General features: G+C 63.7%; 17 protein-coding genes. 10 read left to right on the top strand and 7 right to left on the bottom strand.

Translation table 11 applies throughout. From position 1 onward, the window contains the following. Positions 1-55 precede the first annotated feature (55 nt). The 6 genes from ACRQDJ_RS04545 to ACRQDJ_RS04520 all read left to right on the top strand — a co-directional run bounded on the left by ACRQDJ_RS04545 (position 56) and on the right by ACRQDJ_RS04520 (position 11,649). Complete coding sequence (locus tag ACRQDJ_RS04545) at positions 56-1,309, top strand: peptidoglycan-binding domain-containing protein (protein ID WP_284904287.1); 1,254 nt, start codon at positions 56-58, stop codon at positions 1,307-1,309. Next, entirely contained in the window at positions 1,309-1,956 is a 648-nt protein-coding gene (locus ACRQDJ_RS04540) for an ABC transporter ATP-binding protein (RefSeq protein WP_016441826.1), read from the top strand. Before ACRQDJ_RS04545 ends, ACRQDJ_RS04540 begins: the two co-directional genes overlap by 1 nt. Further along, positions 1,953-3,041, top strand: a complete 1,089-nt coding sequence (locus ACRQDJ_RS04535) for an FtsX-like permease family protein (protein ID WP_284904286.1) — start codon at positions 1,953-1,955, stop codon at positions 3,039-3,041. The genes ACRQDJ_RS04540 and ACRQDJ_RS04535 overlap by 4 nt, the downstream gene beginning before the upstream one ends. Positions 3,042-3,070: 29 nt before the next feature. Further along, positions 3,071-3,805 carry an FMN-binding negative transcriptional regulator gene (locus ACRQDJ_RS04530; RefSeq protein ID WP_435717832.1) on the top strand — a complete coding sequence of 245 codons (735 nt, stop codon included), beginning with the start codon at positions 3,071-3,073 and terminating at the stop codon, positions 3,803-3,805. Between the two features lie 85 nt (positions 3,806-3,890). Then, the gene (locus tag ACRQDJ_RS04525) at positions 3,891-5,372 is read left to right on the top strand and encodes an amidase (protein WP_284904282.1); all 1,482 of its coding nucleotides are present in this window, start codon (positions 3,891-3,893) and stop codon (positions 5,370-5,372) included. 334 nt (positions 5,373-5,706) lie between these two features. Further along, positions 5,707-11,649 (top strand): S8 family serine peptidase, encoded by a 5,943-nt coding sequence (locus tag ACRQDJ_RS04520; protein ID WP_284904281.1) that lies wholly within the window; start codon positions 5,707-5,709, stop codon positions 11,647-11,649. Positions 11,650-11,725: 76 nt separating this feature from the next. Here ACRQDJ_RS04520 and ACRQDJ_RS04515 read toward each other — a convergent pair whose 3' ends face one another. The 4 genes from ACRQDJ_RS04515 to ACRQDJ_RS04500 all read right to left on the bottom strand — a co-directional run bounded on the left by ACRQDJ_RS04515 (position 11,726) and on the right by ACRQDJ_RS04500 (position 14,962). Continuing rightward, a complete protein-coding gene (locus ACRQDJ_RS04515; protein WP_435717831.1) occupies positions 11,726-12,820 on the bottom strand; it encodes an alpha/beta fold hydrolase in 1,095 nt (364 codons plus the stop codon). 21 nt (positions 12,821-12,841) lie between these two features. After that, positions 12,842-13,297 carry a hypothetical protein gene (locus ACRQDJ_RS04510; RefSeq protein WP_274735688.1) on the bottom strand — a complete coding sequence of 152 codons (456 nt, stop codon included), beginning with the start codon at positions 13,295-13,297 and terminating at the stop codon, positions 12,842-12,844. 68 nt (positions 13,298-13,365) lie between these two features. Continuing rightward, positions 13,366-14,055 (bottom strand): ABC transporter ATP-binding protein, encoded by a 690-nt coding sequence (locus ACRQDJ_RS04505; protein WP_435717830.1) that lies wholly within the window; start codon positions 14,053-14,055, stop codon positions 13,366-13,368. Further along, a complete protein-coding gene (locus tag ACRQDJ_RS04500; protein ID WP_435717829.1) occupies positions 14,036-14,962 on the bottom strand; it encodes a hypothetical protein in 927 nt (308 codons plus the stop codon). Before ACRQDJ_RS04500 ends, ACRQDJ_RS04505 begins: the two co-directional genes overlap by 20 nt. Positions 14,963-16,431: 1,469 nt before the next feature. On the opposite strand from ACRQDJ_RS04500, the gene ACRQDJ_RS04495 reads away from it, so the two are divergent. Next, positions 16,432-17,313 carry a hypothetical protein gene (locus tag ACRQDJ_RS04495; protein ID WP_435717828.1) on the top strand — a complete coding sequence of 294 codons (882 nt, stop codon included), beginning with the start codon at positions 16,432-16,434 and terminating at the stop codon, positions 17,311-17,313. Between the two features lie 27 nt (positions 17,314-17,340). Here ACRQDJ_RS04495 and metX read toward each other — a convergent pair whose 3' ends face one another. Both metX and ACRQDJ_RS04485 read right to left on the bottom strand, forming a co-directional pair. Beyond that, the gene (gene metX / locus ACRQDJ_RS04490) at positions 17,341-18,621 is read right to left on the bottom strand and encodes a homoserine O-acetyltransferase MetX (protein WP_435717827.1); all 1,281 of its coding nucleotides are present in this window, start codon (positions 18,619-18,621) and stop codon (positions 17,341-17,343) included. Between the two features lie 22 nt (positions 18,622-18,643). Then, positions 18,644-19,960 (bottom strand): O-acetylhomoserine aminocarboxypropyltransferase/cysteine synthase family protein, encoded by a 1,317-nt coding sequence (locus ACRQDJ_RS04485; RefSeq protein ID WP_435717826.1) that lies wholly within the window; start codon positions 19,958-19,960, stop codon positions 18,644-18,646. Between the two features lie 690 nt (positions 19,961-20,650). On the opposite strand from ACRQDJ_RS04485, the gene ACRQDJ_RS04480 reads away from it, so the two are divergent. Further along, the gene (locus ACRQDJ_RS04480) at positions 20,651-21,988 is read left to right on the top strand and encodes a C40 family peptidase (RefSeq protein ID WP_435717824.1); all 1,338 of its coding nucleotides are present in this window, start codon (positions 20,651-20,653) and stop codon (positions 21,986-21,988) included. A 196-nt stretch (positions 21,989-22,184) separates the two neighbouring features. Here the strand turns inward: ACRQDJ_RS04480 and ACRQDJ_RS04475 are convergent, their stop codons facing one another. Further along, complete coding sequence (locus ACRQDJ_RS04475) at positions 22,185-22,709, bottom strand: inorganic diphosphatase (protein WP_026428653.1); 525 nt, start codon at positions 22,707-22,709, stop codon at positions 22,185-22,187. 80 nt (positions 22,710-22,789) lie between these two features. Here ACRQDJ_RS04475 and dacB point away from each other — a divergent pair, with 80 nt between their 5' ends. Both dacB and tilS read left to right on the top strand, forming a co-directional pair. After that, complete coding sequence (dacB, locus tag ACRQDJ_RS04470; RefSeq protein WP_435717823.1) at positions 22,790-24,163, top strand: D-alanyl-D-alanine carboxypeptidase/D-alanyl-D-alanine endopeptidase; 1,374 nt, start codon at positions 22,790-22,792, stop codon at positions 24,161-24,163. Further along, positions 24,163-25,293: a tRNA lysidine(34) synthetase TilS gene (gene tilS / locus ACRQDJ_RS04465; RefSeq protein ID WP_435717822.1), complete on the top strand. Its 1,131-nt coding sequence runs from the start codon at positions 24,163-24,165 to the stop codon at positions 25,291-25,293. The genes dacB and tilS overlap by 1 nt, the downstream gene beginning before the upstream one ends. Positions 25,294-25,301: the final 8 nt, after the last annotated feature.

Here is a 25,301-nt window from a genome sequence, read left to right as displayed (position 1 = left end):
CATGATGTTTACCATTCACGTGTGATCGCGTGGCTACCACGAAAGGCGTGCTGCCATGAACAAGAAAATAATTCAGATCCTCGCAGGTGTGATAACACTCCTCCTCGTGGCGGCACTGGCATTCTGGGCGGGCCGCACCACCCTGAAACCCCCGGAGCGGATCACCCAAACGGGAGCGGAGACAATGACCGTCACCGTAACCGAGCAAAATATTGGCCGCACCCTCACACTCTCCACTACGGTAGAACGCGCGGCACAACCAGTTGCCGTGAACCAGCTCAACGGCACCATCACCTCCGTTGCCGCGGACGGAGAATTCCACGCTGGCGACACCCTCTACACCGTCGGAAATACCGAGGTAATCGCGGCAGAAGGTTCCACCCCCTTCTGGCGGCCCCTCGCCGAAGGAACCGAAGGTGAGGATGTCTCCCAATACCAGCGGCTCCTCGCCACCCTCGGTTATTCACAAACCGTGGCAGATGGGAAATTTGGCCCCGCCACCACCGCGGCAACGAAAGCGTGGCAAAAAGCGCGCGGGCAGGAACAGAGCGGCGTCGTCGGCCTGGGAGAACTTGTGGCAGTGCCGCAACTACCAGCTGCGCTCACCCTGGACCGCAGTATTGCATGGCCCGGTGCGGCCCTGAACGGAAGTGAAAATATTATTAACTCGGTGTCAGGAACGCCCAGTTTTTATATGGAAATCACGCGCGAACAGCAAGCCATGATTCAGCCGGGAATGGGTATTCGCGTCAAGCTGGGTGAACAGCCCCTCATCGGTATTACCGGTGAGCCGGAGGAAACAGAAGGGGGCCAGGTCAAGGTCCCTGTTACCGCGGAAGATGGCGGGCTGCTGTGCGGCACTCGGTGCGGGGAATTGCCGGCCAGCCAAAAAGCCTATCTCCTTACAGATATTGAGATCGTGCCCGCGGTGACCGGGCCTACCGTGCCGGTCTCCGCGCTTTCTACGATGCCGGATGGGACCGTGAGCGTGAGGGTCGTGGGGGAGGCCGCGCCCCGCACCGTCACGGTTCAGACTGTGGCCGGCGGCCTGGCGGTAGTTGAGGGAGTGCGGGCTGGGGAAAGCGTGTATGCGTTGGCCGACGCGAAGAAGGCCGGCGCGCCCGGTGGGTCCGGCGCGCCTAGCGGCTCCGGAGCGCCCGGCGGTTCCGGCGCGGATACAGGTTCCCGCGAAGGCTCAGGAACCGGCCCCGGTGCAGATTCAGGCACGGGCACTAGCGAAGGCTCAGAAACCGGCCCCGGCGCAGATGCAGAAACCGAAGCCACCCCGAGTCCGGAAAGCACGAAGTAATGGACGCGCCCGGCATCGCCACCCGTGAGCTGCGCTTCCGCTACCGGAAAGGCGCCGAAGAACTCTTCGACGGCCTCACCCACGTTTTCGCCCCCGCCGCCATTACCGCGGTGACCGGGGCCTCGGGGCGCGGCAAATCCACCCTGCTCTACCTCCTCGGGCTCACCCTCACGCCCAGCTCCGGGCAGGTCCTTATCGACGGCGCCGCAGCCAGCGAGCTCACCGACCGGGAACGCTCGCGCCTGCGCGCCCGCCGCATCGGCTTCGTTTTTCAAGATTCCGAACTTGACCCCACCCGCCCCGTTCTCGATTCCGTGATGGAACCCGGGCTTTACGCGGGACATTCGCTGGCAGCCACCCGCACCCGCGCCCGCGAACTCCTGGCCGGCCTGGGCCTGGAACACCGCGCCGACCACCGGCCCGGGCAAATCTCCGGCGGGCAGGCCCAGCGGGTGGCGGTCTGCCGCGCCCTCGTCAATTCCCCCACCTTTATCCTGGCCGACGAACCAACCGGAAACCTCGACCCGGATAATGCCAACCTCGTGCTCGGCGCCCTGCGCGAAGCCGCGGAATCCGGATGCAGTGTCATTATTGCCACCCACGATCCCACGGTGGTCAATGCGGCAGATGAGGTGGTGCGGCTATGAAATTCGCTGTTCTGCTACGCGAAGGCGCGAAAAATGCGCGCGGGGCCCTGGTCACCACCATCCTGGTGGCCCTGGTGCTCGGAGTGATGTGCGCGGCGTCGCTCGTGACGGTGGGCCGCCAGGCCGCCACCGAAGCCGAGCTGCACCGCCAGCTCACCGGCCCGCAAGCCCGCCAGCTCACCCTCATCGATCAACAAAACGCTGGGCTGCTCCCCGAAGCATTCCTGGAAACCCTGCACGGCACCTCCGGGGTGGCCGGGGTAGTGGGATACCGGAGCACGGTGGACGTGGTCAATGGGCCGCTCGGCCCGGCCTCCCAGCTGTTCGCCCTGGTGGAAACCGGTGGCGACATCTCCAAAATAATTACATTAACAGCCGGGCGTTATCCCGGTCCGGGAGAAGCCATCGTGCCCGAAGCCATGCTGCCGCAGCTGCGCCTGGCCTTCCCCAGCGGGTACGTGGAATCGCGCGGCGGGCGGCAGTGGGCCGTGGTCGGCTCCTTCACCCCCAGCGGCGGATTCGAGGACCTCGATAATTACCTCCTGGCCGGGGGCGGCTCGGGCGCCTACGTGCGGGTGACCGCACTGGCCAACGACGCCGAAAATATTGCCGCGGTCACCGATGTTGCCCTCGCGGCCCTCGGGGATTTCGACCCCGCCAAACTCATTATCCGCAGCTCCGTCAGCCAGGCGAAACAGGGCGTGGCCGTGACCGGGCAGGTCGCGGGCATGGGCCGCGCGCTCCTCATCCTCATTCTCGGGGTGGGGGCGCTCTTTATCGCCGCGGTGGTGCTGGCCGACGTGCTTATCCGCCGCCGCGACCTGGGCCGGCGCCGCACCCTCGGTATCACCCGCGGCGGGCTGGTGGCCTTGGTAATCGCGCGCATTGCCTACCCGGCCGTGGGCGGCACCGCGCTGGGCATCGCCGCGGCCTGGGGTTATTGCCGGCTGAGCGGCAATCCGGTTGCCCTCGATTTCTCGGTGGCGGTGGGGGTGCTCGCGGTGCTCGTGGCGCTGCTCGCCTGCATTCCCCCGGCGATTTTCGCGGCCTACCGTGACCCGGTGGAGGTCATGCGCACGCCGTAGCCGCGCGCATTACACTGGCTGTCATGTACGTGGCGAGTCGTTTTGCGTTGGAACCGGAACGCGCGGTGGAACTAGCTGCCCAAATCGGGGTGGGAGAATTAATAACGGCCGGCCCGCGCGGCCTGGACGCCACCCTCCTTCCTTTTAATATTAAGTACGACGACGCCGGCACTCTCCACCTCCACAGCCATATGGCACGTATTAATCCCCAGGCGGGTGATAGCGGACCCTGCCTCATGGTGGTCACCGGCCCGAATACCTATATATCACCCTCCGATATGCCACCCGGCCCGGCAGATGCGCCGTTGGCCCGGGTTCCCACCTGGAATTACCTCACCGTGCACCTGCGCGGCGAGCTCACTATCCACGAGGACCCCGCCTGGCTCATCCCCACCCTGCGGGAATTAGTAGACGCCCACGAAATTGCCCACCACGGAGGTACCTGGCGCCCCGATACCCACGCGCGGCCTGACCAGCTGCGCCGCATGCTGCGCGCCATCGTGGGCGTGGATATTAAAGTCACGGAGATTATTGGCAAGGCCAAGCTATCCCAGAACTTATCCACGGAAGAGATTGCCGCCACCGCCGCCAGCTTGCGGCGTCGTCGTGAAAATAATGCCGCCACACAGATAGCCGAGCTGATGGAAAACCTGGCCATCCCCACCGCCGCGGCGCGCGAAGAAGCCGTGGAACGGGCGAAACACGGCCCCTGGGCCGCCCGCGCCGGCACGGAAACCGCAGAGAAGCGCACCGAAACCGAATAGCGGCGCGCGGAACGCGAAGAGAATTGCACCGAAACTTAATATGCCACCGGCGGCAAACGTGCCCTATCTCACGTACACTGTGAACATGGAATTTCTTGAGGAGAACGTCGACCCCCTGGATCTTTCTGCCATGCAGCTGGCGCGGCGCATGCGCACCGGCCGTGTGGACCCCGTCGTGCATACCGAGCGGGTGCTGGAACGGGCCCGCAGCCGCGGCGCCGCGGTGGGCGCATTCACGCATATCGCAGAAGAATTCTCGCTGCGGCAGGCCCACGCCGCCGCCGCGCAACTGAAAGAGGGCAGGGGAGGGCCGCTCACCGGGGTGCCTTTCCCCATCAAAGACCTCGACGACGTGGCCGGCCTGCCCACCGAATACGGCTCGCGGGCCATGCGCGGAAATGTCGCCACCACCACCGGCGGGGTCGCCCAGTCCATCCTGGACGCCGGCACCGTGACCATCGGAAAAACCACCACCCCGGAATTCGGTTTCGTCGGCTACACCGAACCGGCCGGCCTTACCCCGGCGCGCACCCCCTGGGACCTGGCCCGCAGCGCCGGCGGATCCTCCGGGGGAGCGGCCGCGGCGGTTGCGGCCGGCGTAGTCCCCATCGCGCACGGGAACGACGGCGGCGGCTCGGTCCGCATTCCCGCCGCGCACTGCGGGGTACTCGGCATCAAACCCAGCCGCGGGCTGGTCTCACCCGGACCCGGATCCTCCTTCTTCTCCGATAGCGGGCTGGCCACCGCCGGGGTGCTGGCTCGTACCGCCCGCGATTTGGCGGCCGGGCTCGATATTATTGCGCGGCGCCGGCCCGGGGATTGGAGCCCCTACCCGGGAGCGGGGGACTACCTGGCCACCCTGGATGCGGAATTCGGGTGCGGGCCGCAATCGCGCAGCCGGGCGCTGGCCTTGGCTGACCTGCGGGTGGGGGTGCTCACCGAACCGCTCAATGTTGATACCGAGATCCACCCCGCCTGCCTGGACGCGGTGGCGCGGGCCGCGGAAGATTTCCGTGCTATGGGTGCGCGGGTGGAGCAGATTGCGCGGCCCTTCGGGCCGGAAGCCTGGCAATCCTTTATGCCGATCTGGCAGGCGGGCGCGGCTGCCATTCCGCTCCCGCCCGAACGCGAGGAGCTCCTCACCCCGATGAGTCGGTGGCTGCGCGCTCGCGGGCGGGAGGCATCCGCGCCGCAGCTTATGGCCGGCTTGCAGGGAATGTACGCCATTGCCCGGCGCATGGGGGAGGCTTTCGCGGATTATGACGTGATTGTGAGTCCGGCGCTCGGTACTCCGCCGGCCGACCCGGCCTGGGTGTGCTGCCCGGATGATCCGGCTGAAGATTTCCGGCGCCAGTGCATTGTGAGCCCGTGGACCAGCTCCTGGAATATGTTTGGACCGGCCGCGGTCGCCATCCCGATCCACCGCGCGGAAGTCGATGGCACGGAGTTGCCCTTCGGGGTGCACGTGGGCGCCACCCGCTTCGGGGAAGAACAGCTGCTGCTTTCTATTGTTGCGGCCTTGGAAACTCTGGATCCCTGGCCGCTGATCCGGCAGCCGCGCCAGTAACGGGCGCGCCGAATTTTAAGCGCATAAATATCAATGGCCTAACGGAAGTGTTCACGTTGTGGACGCTCTGGACGGATGCGCACCATTCTTTGCGATGATAGCCCGCATCCGGTATTCCCACGCGTCACGCACTGCCGGTCTATCGCTCAAGGGTGAGAGGCTGAGCGGGAGGGGTGCATAACTTCTCCACTGGTTGGTAGATATGCGCGGCGGGGTGGGGAGGCTGCGCCGCGTGCGCCGTCGCCCTACCTCTCCCGATCCCTGGCCTCCGTGCAGGAATGACAACACCGGATTCCCCGACGGGATCCCTCCCGTCACGAAGTTAGGAGAAGGTGTGACAGGTTTTAACTGGCGCCGCCTGGGCGGATTATCCGTCACGGCTGCGCTCGCCTTAAGCGTACTCACTACTCCGGCGCTCGCTGCGGATCAGCCAGCGCCGTCGAATCCCGCCGGCGCTTTTGCCGGTCTCTTCTCTCCCGATAACCCCGAGCTGGCTGCCTTCCAGGATCTGCAGGGCTCCAATGAGCGGGTGCGGGTTATTGTGCTCCTCAAGGACCAGTCTCGCCTAGGCAGCGATACCGGTGAGGCGCAGAGCCTGGCCACGCAGGAAGACCTGGTGGCACAGTGGTCGGAGAAGTACGGTCTGCAGCTTGAGCGCCAGTTCGGCTACCTCGTCAATGGTTTCGCCGCGACGATGCCGGCGGATAAGATGGCGGCTCTGGAAGCGGAAGCTGCGGTGGCCTCGGTCAAGCGTGAGCGCGTCTACCAGACAACAGACGTGGCCGCGACCGAGCGCGCTGCGGATATTTCCCGCGCCGTCGCCCAAAGCGCGCTCGCCCAGAACGCGGGTGCCACGCAGGCGCTCGCCCAGGGCGCCCTCGCAACGCAGCCGCAGGAAAATGTGCCCCTCGAAGATGCCTCGCGCGATATGCAGGGCGCGCCCGCGGCCCTGGCTGATGCCGGCGCGGATGGCACCGGCATGGTTATTGCGATTGTGGACACGGGTATCGACCCGACTCACCGTGATATGCGCATCGATAATTGCGATACCGCGAAGATTAAGAATATTAATACCGCTGCGAATCCCGCTTTCACGTGCAAGGTTCCCAACGGCTACAACTACGCCGATGATAATTTCGAGATCGTCGATACCACCTCGTCCATGCACGGCATGCACGTGGCGGGTATTGCCGCGGCAAACGGCCTGGATGAAGGCCAAACCTTCGCGACCACCGGCCGGGTGGAAGGCATGGCCCCCAATGCCCAGCTGCTGGCAATGAAGGTCTTCTCCAATGACCCGGCACGTGCCGGCGGCGCGGCTGACGGCGATATTATTGCCGCCATTGAAGATTCCGTGAAGCTGGGCGCCGACGTTATTAACCTCTCGCTGGGCTCCGATAACGGCTTCGGATACTCCAACGGCGCGGGCCTGGCCATTGAAGAAGCGCGCGCTAAGGGCGTGCTCCCGGTGATTTCCGCCGGTAACTCCGGGCTCAATTTCTCGCCGAGCGGCGGGGAAGACGATATGTTCGGTAAATGGGACGACGGCGTTATTGGCTCGCCCTCGGCTCACGATGCCACGCTTTCGGTTGCCTCGATTGATAATAATTTCGAAACCCGCTCGGTCGCCCGCGTGACCGTGGGGGACAAGTCTGAAGATATTTTCTACGAACTTGCCACCGGTAAGCCGGATAATGTGGCCCGCGAAGCGGTAGCCGCCGGCACCGGTAAGCCGGAAGAATTCCCGGAAAACACCGCCGGTAAATATGCTCTTATTGAGCGTGGCGGCATCACCTTCGGGGAAAAGTTCGGTAATGCGCAAAAAGCCGGTGCGGCCGGTGTGATTATTTACAACCACGAAGCCGGCGGGGATTCCATGATCTCCATGGGCGGTATTGACGAATACACCTTCCCCGGTGGCGTGATGTTCCGCTCCGATGCGCTGCGCCTCGTGGAGGCGATCAAGGCCGGAACAACGGTCACCATCGCCCTCACGGATGAAGCTCGGACCACGCCCTCGGCCACGGCCGGCGCGCCCTCCAACTTCACCTCCTGGGGCCCGACCTCCAACCTGGACTTCAAGCCGAATATTTCGGGTGTGGGCGGCAACGTCTACTCCACGCTGAATTCCAATACCTACGGCTCAATGTCCGGTACTTCCATGGCCGCCCCGAACGTGGCCGGCTCCATGGCCAGCGTGCTCCAGGTGCTCGGTGAGCGCTTCCCGGAGATGTCTCGGGCGGATCGCCTCAGCCTGGCGGAAACGCTGCTCATGAACACCGCGGAGATTCCGCGGCACGACGGCGTTCCTTACGCTCCGCGCCAGATCGGCGCCGGTTTGGTGCGCGTGGATCACGCCCTGGCTTCCCAGGTGCACGCCCGCGTGGACGGCGCCAATTCGGTGGCCCTGGGTCAGGTGAACGGGCCGGTGTCCTTCACCGTGACCCTCACCAACCACGGCGATAAGGAAGCCGCCTACGCGATTCCGCGCCAGGAAGTCGTGAATGAAACGAATAACGCGAACGACACCACCTCCACCTTCATTTCCAAGGAAACGCTGACGGCGGACCGCAAGGTCCTCACCGTGGCGCCCGGGGAAACCACGCAGGTCACCTTCACGCTCACCCCGAGCAAGGGTAACCACTTCGTGGAAGGCTGGGCGGTCCTCGAAGGCGTGCAGGAAACCCCGGATATTAAGGTGCCCTACCTGGGCTTCGCCGGGGACTGGAACGCCGAACCCATTTTCGTGGCTCCGGGCCAGACCTGGGGTGAGGGAAATACCTCCACCTCCCAGCTGACCACCACGATCTTCGGGATGACCCTGCCCATGAAGAACAATATCTTCGGGGAATTCTGGCTCTCGCCCAATAAGGACAATAACGTTGATGCGGTTGTCCCGAACCTGACGCAGCTGCGTAACGCGGAAGAAGCCCAGTTCGAAATCTACGATGCGGCCGGCAAGCTCGTGACGCGCGTGGGTGAGGAACAGGAACTTTCCCGCCAGATCGCCGGTACTGCCCTGGGCACGAAGAATATTGCGCAGGCCTACCGCACCCATGCTTTCGATGGCACGGTGTGGGATGCGGCCAGCGCGAGCTTCAAGGCGATTCCGGACGGGCGCTACACCTACCGCGTCAAGGCGCGCCTGGGTGATCGTTTCGACTGGCAGACCCTCGATATGCCCTTCGGTGTGGATACCGTTGCCCCCGAAGTTTCCGTGGGTGAACCCTTCGAGCGTGACGGCCAGAAGATCCTGCCCTTCACCGTGACTGAAACCGGATCGGGGATTTTCTCCTCGCCGATGGTGGAAACGGATAAGGGCACCCAGATCAAGCCGGTTACCAAGAATTCCGATTCTTCCTTCGAAGTGGTGCTCCCCGAAGGCGTTTCCTACGTGATCGTTACCGTGGCTGACCAGGGCATGAATAACACCATGGTCACCAAGGTGCTGGGCGCGAACGCCATCGAGATCCCGAGCCTGAACACCTACAACACCCAGGTCTTCACCCCGAATCACCGCCTCGTCAAGGACGGCAAGCTGACCGTCTTCGGCCTGGCCTCCGATGCGGTGGCCCGCGTGAGCGTGGCCGGCACCGATGCGGAGCTCGGTGGTGGATTCTTCGCCGCTCAGGTCCCGCTCACCGCGGGTACCCAGGAGATCCCCGTGGTTGCCTACGGTGATAACGGCCGCGAAATCACCCGCACGGTGCTCACCGTCACCTACGATACGGTGGCCCCGAGCGTGGCGATTACCTCCCTTAATGCCGGCGGTAAGCAGCCGGTGGCTGAGGATGGTTCGGTTACGATCACCGGTAATGTGCGCGATGAGCGCGCCGGCGCCACCCTCACCGTCAAGGTGAATGGCAAGGATGTCACGGTGGATGCCAGCGGCGGATTCACCACGACCTTCACCCCGGAAGCTGACGCCGTCAGCGCCACCGTGGTGGCCTCCGATGGTGGGAATACCACCACCGAAACGGTCACCTACGAAGGCCGGGAGGTCGTGGCGGAAGATACGTCGTCGTACCAAGCACCCACCTTCACGAATGTGCAGTGCTTCGGCACCACCTGCCTGCCGGATATGTCCACCGCGGAAACCACGGCGGACGGCAAGCTGGTGCTGCGCGGTAAGGCGCAGGGCGTGTCCGCCTTTGTGCTCCAGCCGCGCGTGACCGTGAACGAGGCCGGCGCCTACGTGGTTCCGGACCCGATTAACGTGAGCGTGCAGGCCGATGGCACCTTCGAAACCGCGGTGCCGGTGACCACCGGTATTAACGCCTTCCACATGAAGGTGACCGATACCGAAGGTAAGGTCCGCATGGATAGCATCCTGCGCGTGTTCTGGGATACCGGGTACCCCAAGGTGTCCTTCACGGAACCGACCCTGTACAACGGCGTGCTCTACGCGAATTCGGATGAGGTCACCTTCGCGGGTACCGCTTCCGATGACGCCTGGGGCTACGAACTCAAGATCAACGGTTCGGTGGTGCGCAGCATTATCGACCACACCGTGGGCGGCACCAAGACCAATACCCGCAGCTTCAACCAGGCATTCCCGGTTGCGGACGGCGATACGGTCCTTGTGCAATTCGGTGACAGCATGGGCAATACCCTGCTCAACACCATCCCCGTGGTGGTGGATAAGGAAGGCCCGGCGGTGAGCATCGACGGCACGGACGGCGCGGTTATTCGCGACGGCGCTGCCATTGCCACCAGCGTGACCGACCCCAACCTCAAGGCCGCGCGCGTTCTCCTCAACGGGAACGTGCTCAGCGAGCAGAGCACCGATGCGGGCCTGCTCGGCCAGACCGTTGAGGACAGCCTCGTGGACGTCAAGACCTACTTCGGTGGAGGAAACGATGCCGGTGCGAACGGTGCGGATGCCGCGAAGGCCGTCAAGACCGATGCGAACGGCGTGGCGGATAAGGACGACGCCGCACGCGTGGTTGCGGGCGTGAAGGATGCGGCTGGACTTATGGCTGAGGCCGATGCTCCGGTTGCCGACGACGCCGCAGCTGGCGATACCACCGGTGATGCCGCGACCGCTCTCAACTACACCGTGGAAACCGCGGAGCTGGCGGCCGGTACCTACACCCTCACGGTGGAAGGTACCGACCTGGCCGGTAACTCCACCGCGCAGTCCATCTCCTTCACGAAGGACAGCCTGCCCGTGATCGAGGGCCCGGACACCGTGGAACTCACGGCGCCCGCCGGCGCTCTTGACCGGCAGGCCCTGGCCGCCGAGGTACTCGCCAAGTACACGGTGAAGGACGACGGCGCAGCTGGGGCCGCGGGCGATACCGCTCTCACCCTGGCATCGGGCACAGTGCTCAACCCGGGCGAGAATACGGTGACCCTCATTGCCACCGATGCTGCCGGGGCTGCCGTGACCAAGACCGTTAAGGTTACGGTGACTCAGGAGAGCGCTCCGGCGCCGTCTCCCACTCCGGGTGAGCCGGGCACACCGGGTACTCCGGATCCGACGCCGGGCCAGCCGGAGCCGAACCCGACTCCTGCGCCGAACCCGACGCCGGGTACGCCTGGTACGCCGGGTACTCCGGCGCCCGAACCGGGCACGCCGAGCAAGCCGGGTGATACCGGGAACGTGTTCTACCTGTCCAACGATTGGGTCTCCACGGTTGCTCAGCAGGTCTTCTCCTACGGGCGAGCCGCAGACCAAGTGTTGATCGGTGACTGGGATGGAGACGGCAAGGAAACCTTGGCGGTGCGCCGCGGTAACCAGATCTTCATTCAGAACAGCCTCACCGGAGGCGTGGCTGATGAAGTGATTTCCTTCGGGCGCGCCGATGACACCATCGTGGTTGGTGACTGGGACGGAGACGGTAAGGATACCTTCGCGGTACGCCGCGGCAACCAGGTATTCGTCCTCAACTCGATCCGCTCGGGGGATGCCGACCAGGTATTCAGCTTCGGGCGCGAGGCCGACGTGCTGCTCGCCGGTGATTTCGACGGGGATGGCAAGGATACCTTCGCGGTGCAGCGTGGGAATGTGTTCTTCGTGAATAACACCCTCACGGGCGGCAAGGCTGAAACATCCTTCTCCTACGGCCGGGCCGGTGACCAGATCTTTGTTGGTGACTGGGATGGCGATGGTAAGGATACCTTCGCTGTTCGGCGTGGTAACCAGGTGTTTGTGGCGAACTCGCTCAAGAGCGGGAACGCTGATATCACCTTGCATTATGGCCGGGCTGGTGACCAGATGCTGGTTGGTGACTGGGACGGGGATGGTGTTGATACCCCCATCGTCCGCCGCTAACAACTAGCAGCACCTAGTGCAAGAGAAAGGGGAGGCCCCGGATTTTCCGGGAGCCTCCCCTTTTCATATGCTGCCTTTAGCGCGCCCGCTGCTCCCGCCGCACCTGCCGCTGGCAAAACTCCCGAATCTCCGCGAATCCGGCTTCGCGCACCGGCGCGCGGGAGAGCAGTACGTCATGCACGGCATGATCCAATTTCAGGATATGCACATCGCTGGCAATTTCCGCGGCCCGCGCCCACATCTGCTCAACGTCCAAAACCGTATCGGCCCCGCGCAGTTCCTCGCTCCACGCGGTGGCCACGATGCTGCGCGCAGCGGTGAGCATGAGCACCGGCAGCCGCAGCCGCACATTCCGCGCCACGTACCGCTGCGCCCGGATAACCGCGTGCAGCCAGCCGCCGCGAATCGGCGCGGGATCCGGGCGCATATCCCAGGCCGGCGTCCACCCGGTGGTCCAAAACGGATCGCTGGTGCCTTCCGGTGCCCCGGGCACCCGCGTCATTCCTTCCGGGCGCCACGCGTCGAGCACCATCCCGTAAAAGCCCGGGTCGTGTACGGGCAGCGGTTTTTTCGGTGCGGTACGCGCCGCCAGTTCCGCCACAGGTACGACGACGGCGCTCCCGGCCGCACCCACCTGCAAATCCAACCACGGTGAATTAAGCACCAGGCCAGCCAGATCTTTCCCGCGGCGCGAGCCGGCGTAGAGGGTGGCGGTGAGGCCGCCGGTGGAATGCCCGTACAGGATAGTAGGGAGTTGGGCTGCGGCAGGGCCGAAGCGCGCGGGGAGGTCGGTTCGCATGGCGGCCAGGGCCGCATCAATATCGGCAAAATACACCCGCATGCTATCCGTGTAGCCGTAGCTTTGCCGCTGCGGATCCCAGGAGCGGCCATATTTACGCAGGTCGATTGCGTAGAAAGCTCCGCCGGCAGCTGTGACCGCTTCGGCAAGGGCCCACTGGTAGAACATGTCATTCCAGCCGTGAATGGCGAGGAAAGCGAAGCTCGGGGTAGGCGCGCCCGCGGGTGGCAGTGCGCGGATAAGGGTGGCGATGACGGCACCTTCGTCGTCGTCGGGAAGAGGAAGGGTGAGGCGTTCGTAACCGGCGCCGAGGAGATCGGGTTCCCACGCGAGCGCGGGGTGGTGGGGTGCGGCGGCTCGAGTCACGTTCATCCTTTCGGCTTTTCCTCGATTTTACCGCCCGCGTGGTGTTCTTCGGGTCTTTCGCAAGGTCAGGATCGCGGTCACCAGCGTGACCAGGAGAAATGGGGCTAGGGCAATAGCTGTTTCCGGGATTGTATTGACGCTACGGTAGAACACCGGGAAATCGGTATAGCCGCGCAGCGTATCCATCCATTCCGGCCCCCACCGGAAAATCACGAAGCCCGAGATTCCAAGAATCATACATCCGATTGCGCCGAGTGCTTTCTTTGCCGTGGATGTTTGTGGCATCGTCGCCCACAGCGCCGAGGCGAGCAGCGGAAGCAGGAGGAATCCTCCGAAGAAAACCAGGGCGATCAGATCGGAGCGTGTTGAGGGATATTCATCGGCAACCTTGGGCCAGTAAAGCTGGGAGGCGTAGAGAATTGTACCGATAACAATCGCGATTCCGATGAGGATAATAATCGCAAGAACACGGTTGAGTTTCATGATTCTTCGCAATCTCGAGGAAAGTGATGAGAACCCCGGTGTTCTCAGGGACAACCTATCACGCCCGATTACCCCGCGGCAGCGGTAGTACGTGCGTTCTTTAGCTCGGCGTTCGGCGGGAGGATCGGCTGGAGGATGAGGGTGCGGTCGGTGCGGGCGGCGATGCTCGGGTCGTGGGTGACGAGCAGCAGGGCGCAATCGCGTTCGCGCACGGTATCGAGGATGAGGCTGAGGACTTCATCGCGCAGCTCGGTATCCAGCGCTCCGGTCGGTTCATCAGCCACCAGCAGGCGCGGGTGATTAATGAGCGCCCGGGCCAGCGCTACCCGCTGGCGTTCCCCGCCGGAGAGGTTTTCAGCCATCGTTTGGGGGAGGACACCTAGGGTGCCGAGGAGCTCGCTGGCCTCGGTGGCGACGTCGCCATCATGACGGTTCCACAGCAGGCGCGGAAGCATCACGTTATCGAGGGCGGTGTATCCGGCCATGAGTTCGCCGTGCTGGAAAACGGTGCCGATGGTTGTGGAACGCAGGCGCGCGAGGCGGTTGAAGGGGAGGCGGTGAATATTGGTGTCGGTTAGCTCGATGGTGCCGGAGATGGGTTTGTGCATCCCCAGAATCGTGGTGAGGAGGGTTGTTTTCCCCACGCCCGAGCGGCCCATGACGGTGAGGGTGTCCCCGCCGTTGAGGGTGAACGTGATCGGGCTGAACAGCGGGTGGGTGTAGCCGCAGACCAGGTTGTCACAGTGCAGAATACTCATGGTGATCCTTTCCCGGGCGCCACGCGCGGGCCCGTGCGGTTAGCCGGCGATACACAAGAATGGATTGCGCGGCGATGAAACAGCCGTAAATCGCGGCGATGGTGAGGATGAACTCCCAGGGGATAAATCCGGTTCCGGGCAGTAAGAATTGGCGTGCCAGGAAGGTGCCGACCGCGAGGGCCGCGATCCCGGTCACGATATTGGTGGCGAGGGTGCGCCGGGCGAGGATACGGGCAACCGTGCGGGTTTGCCCGGTGAGTGCCGTGATAGCGGCGGCGTCGCGCGCCCGGGCTTCGGCTTCGCGGGAGAAATTCAGCCACACCACCAGCAGCCCGCAGATGAAAGCAAAGGTGGTAAAGAGACTGAGCCAGGTGGAATGTTGGCGGTAGATCTGCGCCAGGGCGCGGGTATTTTCACCCAGTGGTGTGGATAGCGCGGGGATCGGGGTGCCCAGATCCAAGCTGTGAATCTGGCTGAGGAGTTTTTCTCCAGAATCTGGGTCATCGGATTCGACGAGGGTGACGAGCCAGCCGCGGTCTAGGTTCTCAGGGAGGTTTGGCTGTGGAGCTCCGTATAGCGGCGCCAGGTAATCAGAAAGCACCAGCTCTAGATTCTCTGGAGTAACCCGCCCGGTTTCCAGCGGGACCACTCCGATTCCGTGGCCAGCGGCGATAATGGCTGCGTCAGGGCGGGCCGCGTGAATCTGAGCGGCGGAATTTTCGAGGCAGCCCGGAGTATTGGGGCGGCACACAAGAGAGGAATCAACTGCACTGAGGTTCTCAGGAAGTGGCGGCATCTCGTTATCGGTATCCGCGACCGCGTTGAAGCAGGCGATTAATAGGGTTCCGATAATGAGGGAACAGCCCGCGAGGGTGCCGGAGCGGGAAGCTACCTCGGGATGGCGCATAACCCAGCGGGTGGTGAGATCAGTGAGGTGATCCCGGCGGGATCTGGTGGCGAGGCTTGCCGCGGCACGGGTAAGCAGTGTGAAAGTTGCTGGTAGGCCGAGTAGAACTAGAACAATTCCTATAGGGATGGCGGCAGAAGCGATTTCCAAGGGAACCCATCGGATATACCACTGGAATCCTGCTGCCAAGAGAATCCCGATAGTGAAGAGAGCTAGGCCAAGCCGAGGATGCTTTCTTTTTTGCCGTGCTGGTCGCATCGAAAGTGTGAGGCGGGGCCAGGCGAAAAACAGCACGAGTGCCGAGAGCGCACATAGTAGGGCGAGGATGATCCAGCCTAACTGGGGGAGAAATGCCTGCGGGTGGAAGCGGAATCCGGTGAAAGGCAGGCGAATAACCCCACTGATGAGAACGGCAACCACGGCGCTGCTCGCGAGGCCACCGAGTAATACTGGGGGAATGACCCGCCTACTGGCGTGCCGAATGAGATGACTGCGCTGCGCTCCCACGCATTGCAGAATGAATTGCTCCTGCGCGATGTTGCTTTGAAAATTCTTACGACAGGTCAATATGTAAAGAAAAACAGGGAGAACGATGACAGCTAGCACCAGAGGTAAAAGGTGCTCGGCCCAACGCTCGTACAGCACGCTACCGATAGGCATGGTGTCTGGATTATCTTTGCCCGCTGCGAATCCTGAAGCGAAATATACGCGGGACTCCATCCGAGCTTGTTCTAGAAAATCACCGGCATTCGCCGGGCGTGCGTAAACCAATAGATCATCATCAAGAGCTACGCGGTCATCAATAACAGTCGCGATGGGACCAAATTGCTGTTCAATGGCTTCGCGGTAGCAGAGAGCGGTGCGGGTGACCGCCGCGCTCCCCGCTGCTGGCCAAGCACTGAGTCCAGGAGGTGGGGGATTATCTGGCCGTAAAGGTTCAAGATACAGGACACTTACGAGTTGAGAATCGACAAAAGTATTATCGATTCGGTAAGCGAAAGTGGCTTTGTCTTCGCTCGTCGCGTAGATAGGACCACTTGTCTGAGCCACCTTGTTCCGATAGGGGAGCTCAACACCTATGGAAGCCAGTGAAAAAACCGCGATGACGCTCAATAAGGCCGCAATGAACAGGGCCGAGAATGATCGCCGAGATTCGGGGGACTTCATGAGCGGTTGGGGGTTGTTGTTTTCCGTTTCATGATGGAACCTCCGTCTCGGTTGTTACCACCCAATGAAGCCAGTTTGCCCAGATGGGTAGCGTGCGCTCCGTTGCGCGGTGGGGAGAGCTAGAATCTTTCCCCATTTAGGATTTTACGGGCAGAGGGGCTTCAAGGGAAATGTGTCCCAATATGTAAATAGCGAAATAGATTCTCGATTTGGGTTTTCGTTATATAAAATTATTGGTTATTTTGGGTGGGGGAGTTCTGTAGAATCCCCCTAACAGCCCATCGCATAGGGAGGAGCCGCCCGTGCCCACAACCCAAAGCCAGCCCAGTTTGCGGGAAACAGCCACCCGGCTGCTCCCCGCGCTCGGCTTCGGGCTCATCCTCGGCGCCCTCCCCCTGCTCTGGATGAACGACTGGCACGGCACCCTCTACATCAGCCTCATCGTGACCGGTGCCCTCACCGTGCTGGTTGGCATTATTTATTTACGCTACCGCTACCTACACACCGCTGCCGCGCACGACCACTCACTCCGTCCCCTCACCGCCACGCTCACGTGCATCGCATTATTTCTTGGTGGCACTCTGCTGCCCACCCTCCTCAACCCGCCACAAGCCGTCCGCATCGTCACCACCCAAATCAAAGACTGGGGCGGCGGCCCACTGCGCTCCTATTTCGCGGGTGGGGCTGAAGACCTGAGTGTCGCCGTCGTCGATATTGAAAAAGAAGCCGGGACCACGCAAGCGTTCCGGGCCCTCGTGCGCGAACGCCGCCTCGAAATTGACGTTCCCGTGGGCGAAGGCAATAACGCCGCGGTCACCTACTCCTGGGCGCTGCCGCGCGATACCACGCCCTACGGATTCGCGGCCTCGCAGCCCTTCCGCTTCGAACGCATCCCCACCTTCGACTACACCCAGCTCGACGCCGCGCTCTTCACCCGCGCTACCGCCCTCGTGCGCGACCGCGGCGCGCAGATCGGATTGACGCCTGAGCAGCTGGAAAGCGCGGAAGTATTCGTGCGAGTGAAAGCCGCGGCCGCCGAACTGCCCGAATGCGAAGGCACCTGCCCTGCGCCCGAGGACCTCATCTACACCGGGTGGTTGCACGCGGGCGGCAAAGCCGGGCACGTGATGATCGACGCGCGCGGCACCGTGCTCGGCGAAGACTGGTCGCAATTCGGCGAGTAACGGGCCGAGTAACGGGCGGCGCGGTGGTTAAAGGGTAGCGCCCTCCCGGGCGGTTGCAAGCGGCGCGATTTCCGCCGGTGCGACCTCGGCGAGGAAATCCGCAATAATCGCGGACACCTCATTATTTTCGATAAGGAAACCATCGTGGCCGTGCGCGGAATGCACGGTCTGGAGCGGGTGCGCCCCGGGCAAAGCCGCGGCCAAGTCCGCCATATGCTGCGGATAAAAAAGCCGATCCGAATCAACGGCGACGACGAGCGCCGGCTGCTGCAGCCCCGCCACGACCTGCGCGGTGCCGCCCCGCCCGCGCCCAATATCATGAGTAATAAATGCCTGGCTGATTGTCAGGTAGGAATTCGCATCGAAACGCGCCACTAATTTCGCGCCGTGATAATCCAAATAAGATTGGACCGCGTAACGGCCCCCGCGTAGTGGGTCTTCGCCCTCCTGCGGGGTACGTCCGAAACGCGCCGCTAGCTCCGGGGCGCAGCGATAAGTTAAATGCGCTATTTCACGAGCCAGGCCGAGCCCGGCATCCGGGCCGCTCACCCCGCTCTCATCGGGCGCGGCATCGTAATAATGCCCGCCGCGCCAGCGCGGATCCAAGCGAATCGCCAGATTTTGTAGATGAGCGTACGCAATATGTTCCGCGGTGCTGGCCGGGCCCGCCACGAGCACCGCAAAAGCACCCACCCGCTCCGGGAAAGACGCTGCCCATTCCATGGTGCGGCAGCCGCCGAAGGAGGCGCCCGCCACCAGGGCCCAGCGCTCCACCCCGAGCAGATCGGCGAGCCGGGCCTCCGCGGCGGCCATATCCCGCATGGTAATTTCCGGGAAACGCGGGCCCCAGGGCTGGCCATCGGGAGCCGGGGAAGCCGGACCGGTACTTCCCTGGCAGCCACCCAACACATTCGGGCACACCACGTAATACCGCTCGGTATCAATGGCCAGGCCCGGGCCCACAATATCTTTCCACCAGCCGCTCTTCCCATCGCGCGCCGCGGCATGGGAATCCCCGGTGAGCGCGTGGCACAGCAGCACCGCATTGGAGCGGTCCGCATTGAGCTGCCCCCACGTTTCGTAGGCGAGCCGAACCTGCGGCAGGCGGCCGCCCAGCTCCAGTTCCAGGGGGCCAAGATCCGCGAAGCGGCGCTCACCCGGGTCATCCCCCTCCAGCCAGGCGCCGGTAGGGCGCTCGGTGAGGCGAGGGGCGGGGGTGTAGCCGGTATCGAAATCACCGATAGGTTCGGCATCGGTGACCGGGTCTAGGGGAGCGTGTCCCACGAGGAACTGGGGGCTGGGCGTCATGATAATCCTTGATCTTCTGGCTCTAGGCGATGGACTCGAGGCCCTGGCGAATATCGGCAATAAGATCGCGCGGATCTTCGATACCGATGGAGAGGCGCACGGTGGCCGGGCTAATACCATTGGCCGCCAGCTCTTCCTCGGTCAGCTGCGAATGCGTGGTCGAAGCCGGGTGCACCACCAGCGACTTCGCATCCCCAATATTCGCGAGATTGGAGAAGAGATGGAGGGACTCCACGAAAGCCGCGGCCTTCTCAAATCCGCCGGCAACTTCCACCGTGAACACCGAACCGGGACCCTTCGGGGCATACTTGGCGGCCAGCTCGTGGTAGGGATTACCCGGCAGACCAGCCCAGTTCACCGAGTCAATCCCGGGGTGCTCGGCCAGGAATTCCGCCACCGCGCGGGTATTGGAAAGATGGCGGTCGATACGCAGGGAAAGGGTCTCCAGGCCCAGCCCGATAAGGAAGGCATTGAAGGGAGAAATCGCGGCGCCGGTATCACGCAGCAAGGTGGCGCGGATACGGGTTGTGAAAGGAGCTCCGGGAAGATCACCCCAGACGATGCCGTGGTAGGACTCGTCCACCTCGTGGAAACCGGGGAACTTGCCGTTCTTCCAGTTGAAGCCCGCGCGTTCCACCACGGAACCGGCAATGGAGGTGCCGTGCCCGCCCAGGAACTTGGTGGCCGAATCCACCACCACGTCCGCCCCGAAATCAAAGGGATTCACATTGGCGGGAGTGCCGATCGTATTATCCACAATGAGCGGAATATCGTGGGAATGGGCGAGCTTGGCCAGCGCCTCAATATCGAGAATATCCTGCTTCGGGTTCGGGATCGTTTCCCCGTAGAGAGCCTTGGTGTTCTCATCAATCAGGGCTTCCCAATTGGCCGGATCCGCAGGATTCTCCACGAAACGAGCCTCGATACCGAAGTTCTTGAGCACGTGCTTGAACTGGTTGTAGGTCCCGCCGTAGAGCGAATCGGAGGACACAATATTATCCCCGGCCTGCGCCACATTCGTGACCGCGTAGAAAATAGCAGCCGAACCGGAAGCGAGGAGCAGCCCTCCCGTGCCGCCGTACAGCGCGGAAATACGTTCTTCGATAGCGCCCTGGGTGGGGTTGGTGATGCGAGTGTAAATCATGCCCGGATCGGTGAGCGCGAAACGCCCGCGCGCCTGCTCATTATCCTTGAATACATAGGACGTGGTCTGGAAAATCGGCAGCGCCCGGGCGCCGTGATCGGAATCGAGGACCTGGCCGGCATGCACCTGAAGGGTATCGAAGTGCAAAGCCTCCGGGGTGGCTGCGGTGTGCTGGGAATTCTGATTTTCTGACATGGTGCTCTCCTTCAAAAATGTGATGGGGAGCGGGCGGCAGATAACGCCCCGGCATAAACCTAGGAAAATATTCTTTTTCTCAGGCGCAGCAATATCCATTCTGGATAAACCAGAGGTGTGACATATGAGGAATGGAATTGTGCGATGCGGCGAATGCGCTCTGACCAGCCCGCTTATTTTTCTACTTGGTGTTCTTTTCCAAAATCAGCAGGGCTGATAGCGCACGTTAGGGCGGCTGGGCCGCGGAACGTGCGCTAGTTGGGCATTCGCATGACGAACATGATGCAAGCATAGGCAGGTGGGGGCGGTATTCGTCAAGTTCACGACGTGAATCACATTCTTGGTTGAGTGTGCGGTGGCGGAGCTGCGCCGTCGTGCTTGTATGCCCTTCGGGGGCTCGCAACCCTGCGCAGGCGCGTGAGCACCCGGGCCGGCCTCCATCGCGGTTTCGTGACAGGTGCGGTTCTGGACGTGTGGCAATTTCGGCTCTGGACGTGTGACGATTGTGGTTTCTGATAAATACAGGTGAGTGATGTGACGAAAAAGAACAGAATTACACCTGTGAAATTTTGGGGCAGATGTTTCGTTTTGGACTGGTGTGAGGTATGTTCTTAGTGTTTATATCGAATTGTGGGCTCAGTCTGCGCGCACCCGTCCGGGGCGCGGGAAAGCCCGCCCTCTGGAGGTCGTGTGGAGAATCGTTCTCGGCGCCTAACGGCTGTGCTGGCCGCCTGCGCCCTCGCTCTCTCAGTGCTACCCGGCGCCCGCGCGGATAACGTTGATCGCGATATTGATCGCTCGCGGGCCGCGGAAAAGCAAACAGCCCAAAGCATCGGGCAGATTGAAGCTTCGCTGGCCGGGCTCGCCTCCCAGGCCGAAGCGGCGCGTACCGATGTGGTGCTCAAGGCTGCCGAAGCCCAGCGCGCCCAGCGTAACCTGGAAGATTCGGTCAATACCGCGATGGATGCCCAGGTGGTGGCCAATAGTGCCCGGGCGGAAGCCGATGCGGCGCGCGGGGAACTCGGCTCGATTTCCTCGGCGATGTACCGGGATTCTTCCACCACGCTCACCGCTGCGAACGCACTGCTCGGGGCGCAATCCCTGCGCGATGCCGATGACCGCCAGCGCGCTTTCCGTACCGCAGGCCACGCCACGGACCAAAAGCTGCAGCGCTACCAGGCCGCCCGCGATATTGCCGATACCCTCCAGGGTGAAGCGGATCGCAAGGCCAATGAGCAGGCCACGATTGCCGCGCGCGCCGAGGGCGCCGCGAAGGACGCCAGCTCGGCCGCCTCCCAATTGGATAGCCAACTGGCCTCCATCGAAGCGCAACGCGACCAACTTTTCGAAACCCTCGCCCGGCAAAAGGGTACGACGGCGGCACTGGAACGCGCCCAGCAAGAACAGAAAGAAGCCGCGGCACGCGCCCAGGCCGAAGCTGAACGCCAGCGCATCGCGGCCGAAGCGGCAGCCCAGGAGCAGGCCGCCCGTGAGGCAGCGGCTCGGGAAGCGGCGGCCCGCCAGGCGGCCGCGGAAGAAGCGGCTCGGCGCCAGGCTGAAGCTCAGCCCGCCCCCGCGCCGGCACCTGCCCCTGCTCCCGCGCCGGAACCTGATCCGGAACCTGCGCCCGCACCGGCGCCAGCCCCGGATCCCGAACCTGAACCGGAACCCGAACCGGCCCCGGCGCCTTCGGGTGACGGCTGGGCGATTGTCAGCTTCGCGCGGCAATTCGTGGGCGTGCCCTATGTGTGGGGCGGCAATACTCCCTCGGGTTGGGATTGCTCCGGTTTCACCCGCTATGTATACGGGCACTTCGGGTATTCCCTGCCGCGTACCTCCGGGGCGCAGCGTTCGGCCGGCTACGAGATTTCCCCCTCCCAAGCCCAACCCGGCGACCTGCTGTGGTGGCCCGGGCACGTGGGAATTTACACTGGAAACGGCATGCATATTGCGGCCACCAATCCGGAAGGCGGCACGCGCGAAGGCCCGATTTGGGGCAGCCCCACCTACGTGCGAATTATTGACTAGGTTGCGCTGCGTGAGCTCAGTGTGAGTTTAGCGTGAGCTCAGCAAGGTACCTAAAAGCGGGAGCTGTGCATCATCTGCATAGCTCCCGCTTTTTGTGCTTTTACTCGGGGTGTCGGTGGTTTTCGCTTGGGCTGCGCCGGCTACCGGGGCTCTTGCCCGGTGCCGGCTACCCGCCTACTGTTGGCCGGCCGCCCGCTTAGTGCTGGCTGGGCGGCTGCGCCTCGTGCGCGGTGTAATAACCTTCGTCAATGGCCCGCTGGAAGGAAGCCCGGATTTCCTCTTCCGCGGCTTCGCGGCCCACCCAGTGGGCGCCTTCCACGGACTTGCCCGGTTCCAGATCCTTATAGACCTCGAAGAAGTGCTGGATTTCCAGGCGGTGGAATTCCGAAACATCCTCAATTTCGGTACGCCAGGAGGCCCGCTGATCCGAGGCCGGCACGCACAGCACCTTATCGTCGCCACCCTTTTCATCACGCATGCGGAACATGCCCAGCGCGCGGCACCGAATCACACAACCCGGGAACGTGGGCTCTTCCAGGAGCACCAGGGCGTCCAGCGGGTCGCCGTCCTCACCGAGGGTGTCATCAATAAATCCGTAATCATCGGGGTACCGGGTGGATGTGAAAAGCATGCGGTCCAGGCGAATCCGCCCGGTTTCGTGATCTACTTCGTACTTATTTCGATTTCCCTTGGGGATTTCGATGGTGACATCGAATTCCATCATGTGAAGCTCTCCTCGCTGACGGCTGGCACATAAGAACACCTAAGAATACGAGCTGCGTTCCGTGCAAGAATAGGCCCGTGAAAGGAAAAGCTCAGATCGCTTTGTCCCTGGTGCTCCTTCTTGCGGGCGGGTACGCATTCGCTGATGCCTTTGATCTTACCCCCGGATTGCTCACCCTGGGACCTAGGGCCGATGCCGCCGCGCCGTATCCGCATCCCACCCCCGTGCCGGCCGTGACCGTTCCGGCCGCTCCCGAACCCGCGGAACTCGAGGATGCCAGCGCCGCCAAGGTGGCCGCCCTCGGCCAGGAATTCGCCGCCCGCCTGGCCCCCACGGGCCAGGTATCCTACGAAATTCGCGAGGCCGCCACCGGGCGGGTACTGGCCAGCAAAGACGCAAAAGCCCCGCGGGTACCGGCCTCCAATATGAAACTGGTGACCGCCCGGGTGGCCCTGGAAACCCTGGGCCCTGACCGCCGCTTCGCTACCAGCGTGGCCGCTTCCGGCTCCACCATCCACCTCATCGGTGGGGGCGATGTATTCCTAGCTCTCGATACCGCCGCCACCCAGGTCCCGGGCACCATTGCCCGCGGCGATCTCTCGGAATTGGCCGCGGCCGCCGCCACCTACGCGCGCGAGCACCCGGGTGGCCCGGTGAGCGTCGTCGTTGATACCTCTCTTTTCGCGGGGCCGGAGTACGCGCCCACCCTCGACCCGGTCAATCACGATTATGTGGCACCCATCACGCCGATTGCCGTGAACGGCGGGGCGGTGGGCTACCACTACAGCGCCACGCCCGCACTCGACGCTGGGAACGCGCTGGCTGAGCAGCTGCGCGGGGCCGGCGTGGAAGTGGCGGAGGTGCGCGCGGGGCAGGCCCCCAAGGAAGCGGCGGCCCACCCGCTTGCTACGGTGCATTCGGCGAGCGTGCGCGAGCTGGTGGACCGCATGCTCACCGAATCGGATAACACCCTGGCGGAAACCCTCGGGCATCTGGTGGCGCGCGAGCGCGGGGAAAGTGCGGATTTCGCGGGGGCGGCGCGGGCCACGCGCGCGGCCCTGGAGGAGCTTGGCTACCCGCTGGAGGGCGTGGTCATTTCCGATAATTCCGGGCTTTCCGAAACGAATCGGCTCACCTGCGCGTTCCAGCTCGCGATCCTGGAGGACGCGGTGAATCTGAGCGATGGCACGGTGGGGGCGCTGGGGGCGGGGCTGCCGGTGGCTGCGCTCAACGGCACGCTCGCGGATCGCCTCACCGAAGGCGCCGCGCCCGGGATGATCCGCGGGAAAACAGGCACGCTCGCCGATGTGGTTTCCCTCAGCGGGGTGCTGCGCACGCGTTCGGGGGCGCTGCTGACCTTCTCCATCCTCACCGATTCCCACCACGACGTTTCGTTGTTGGATGTGCGGGCCGCCGAGGATGCTTTCCTCACCGCGGTGGCGGAGCTGTAATGGCCGGACCCCATCCCGCGTATGCGGCCGGGCGGCGCCGCCTGCGCGCACTGCTGAAGAGCTGCGGTTACGGGCCGGGGACCCGCCTGACGGTAGCGGTATCCGGCGGCTCGGATTCCCTGGCGCTGGCCCGCATCGCGCTCTTCGTGGCGCGCCGTGACGGCTACCTGCTGCGCGCGGTGACCGTGAACCACGGGATTCGCCCGGAGGCGGGGCGCGAAGCCGCGCAGGTTGCGGCCCGCCTGCGTTCGTGGGGGTACGACGACGCCGCAACGGTCAGTGTGGACCTTGGCGATGGATCGAGCCCGGAAGGGCAGGCGCGGGCGGCCCGGTACGCGGCGCTGGCCGAGGCGGCAGGCGCGGCGGCCGAGATGGCTGGTGCAGGCAAAGCGGCTGGCGGCGCAAGTGAGGTGCCGGGCGGGGCAGGCGAGCTTGCAGCTAGTTGCGGTCCGGTGCTGCTGGGCCACACCGTGGACGACCAGGCCGAAACCGTGCTTCTGGGCCTGGGCCGGGGTTCGGGAGCGCGTTCCCTGGCGGGTATGCCGGAAGCGGGTCCGCTGCCAGGCCACCCGGAGATCACTGCGTTACGCCCGCTGCTGGGGCTGCGGCGCGCGGCGCTTCGCGCCGCGCTGCAAGAGGAGGGCATTGCCTGGGTGGAGGACCCTTCCAATGAGCCCGATGGCCCGTGGCGGGCGGCGGGCGGTGGCCCGCTCACCCGCGCCGCGCTGCGCTCACGCGCCCTGCCGGCCCTAAAAGAGGCGCTCGGGCCGGGCACGGTGGAAGCCCTGGCACGCACCGCCTACCTGCTGCGCCGCGATAACGAAGCGCTCGATAGTTGGGCGGCCCGGGAGCTAGCCACCTGGGAAGAACACGGTGTGGTGAAAGAGGCGGGGGAGCCAGCTGGCGGCGTCGTCGTACCTATTGCGCCACTGCGCGAACTTCCCACGGCCGTACGCACCCGGATTCTGCGTGCCCTTGCCCTGCGCGCCGGAGCGCGTGGCGGGGAGGTGAACGCGGGGCATATCGAGGCCCTCGACGCGCTGGTGACCGGGCCGGGCGGCGTGCGCCACTGCGACCTGCCCGGGGCGCGAGCGCTTCGGCGCGATAATATTGTCGTCTTCGCGCGTTAGGCTTAGAT

Origin of the sequence: Actinotignum urematis, from assembly GCF_051264595.1 — a bacterium.
Lineage (GTDB): Bacteria > Actinomycetota > Actinomycetes > Actinomycetales > Actinomycetaceae > Actinotignum > Actinotignum timonense_A.
This window is presented reverse-complemented; position numbering and strand designations above follow the sequence as displayed.

Excerpts from the sequence above, each read along its gene's own strand:
- ACRQDJ_RS04535 (WP_284904286.1), top strand. The coding sequence starts at position 1,953 with ATGAAATTCGCTGTTCTGCTACGCGAAGGCGCGAAAAATGCGCGCGGG.
- ACRQDJ_RS04500 (WP_435717829.1), bottom strand. The coding sequence starts at position 14,962 with ATGCGCCATCCCGAGGTAGCTTCCCGCTCCGGCACCCTCGCGGGCTGT.
- ACRQDJ_RS04545 (WP_284904287.1), top strand. The coding sequence starts at position 56 with ATGAACAAGAAAATAATTCAGATCCTCGCAGGTGTGATAACACTCCTC.
- ACRQDJ_RS04510 (WP_274735688.1), bottom strand. The coding sequence starts at position 13,297 with ATGAAACTCAACCGTGTTCTTGCGATTATTATCCTCATCGGAATCGCG.
- ACRQDJ_RS04540 (WP_016441826.1), top strand. The coding sequence starts at position 1,309 with ATGGACGCGCCCGGCATCGCCACCCGTGAGCTGCGCTTCCGCTACCGG.
- ACRQDJ_RS04515 (WP_435717831.1), bottom strand. The coding sequence starts at position 12,820 with ATGAACGTGACTCGAGCCGCCGCACCCCACCACCCCGCGCTCGCGTGG.
- ACRQDJ_RS04525 (WP_284904282.1), top strand. The coding sequence starts at position 3,891 with ATGGAATTTCTTGAGGAGAACGTCGACCCCCTGGATCTTTCTGCCATG.
- tilS (WP_435717822.1), top strand. The coding sequence starts at position 24,163 with ATGGCCGGACCCCATCCCGCGTATGCGGCCGGGCGGCGCCGCCTGCGC.
- ACRQDJ_RS04485 (WP_435717826.1), bottom strand. The coding sequence starts at position 19,960 with ATGTCAGAAAATCAGAATTCCCAGCACACCGCAGCCACCCCGGAGGCT.
- metX (WP_435717827.1), bottom strand. The coding sequence starts at position 18,621 with ATGACGCCCAGCCCCCAGTTCCTCGTGGGACACGCTCCCCTAGACCCG.
- ACRQDJ_RS04475 (WP_026428653.1), bottom strand. The coding sequence starts at position 22,709 with ATGGAATTCGATGTCACCATCGAAATCCCCAAGGGAAATCGAAATAAG.
- ACRQDJ_RS04505 (WP_435717830.1), bottom strand. The coding sequence starts at position 14,055 with ATGAGTATTCTGCACTGTGACAACCTGGTCTGCGGCTACACCCACCCG.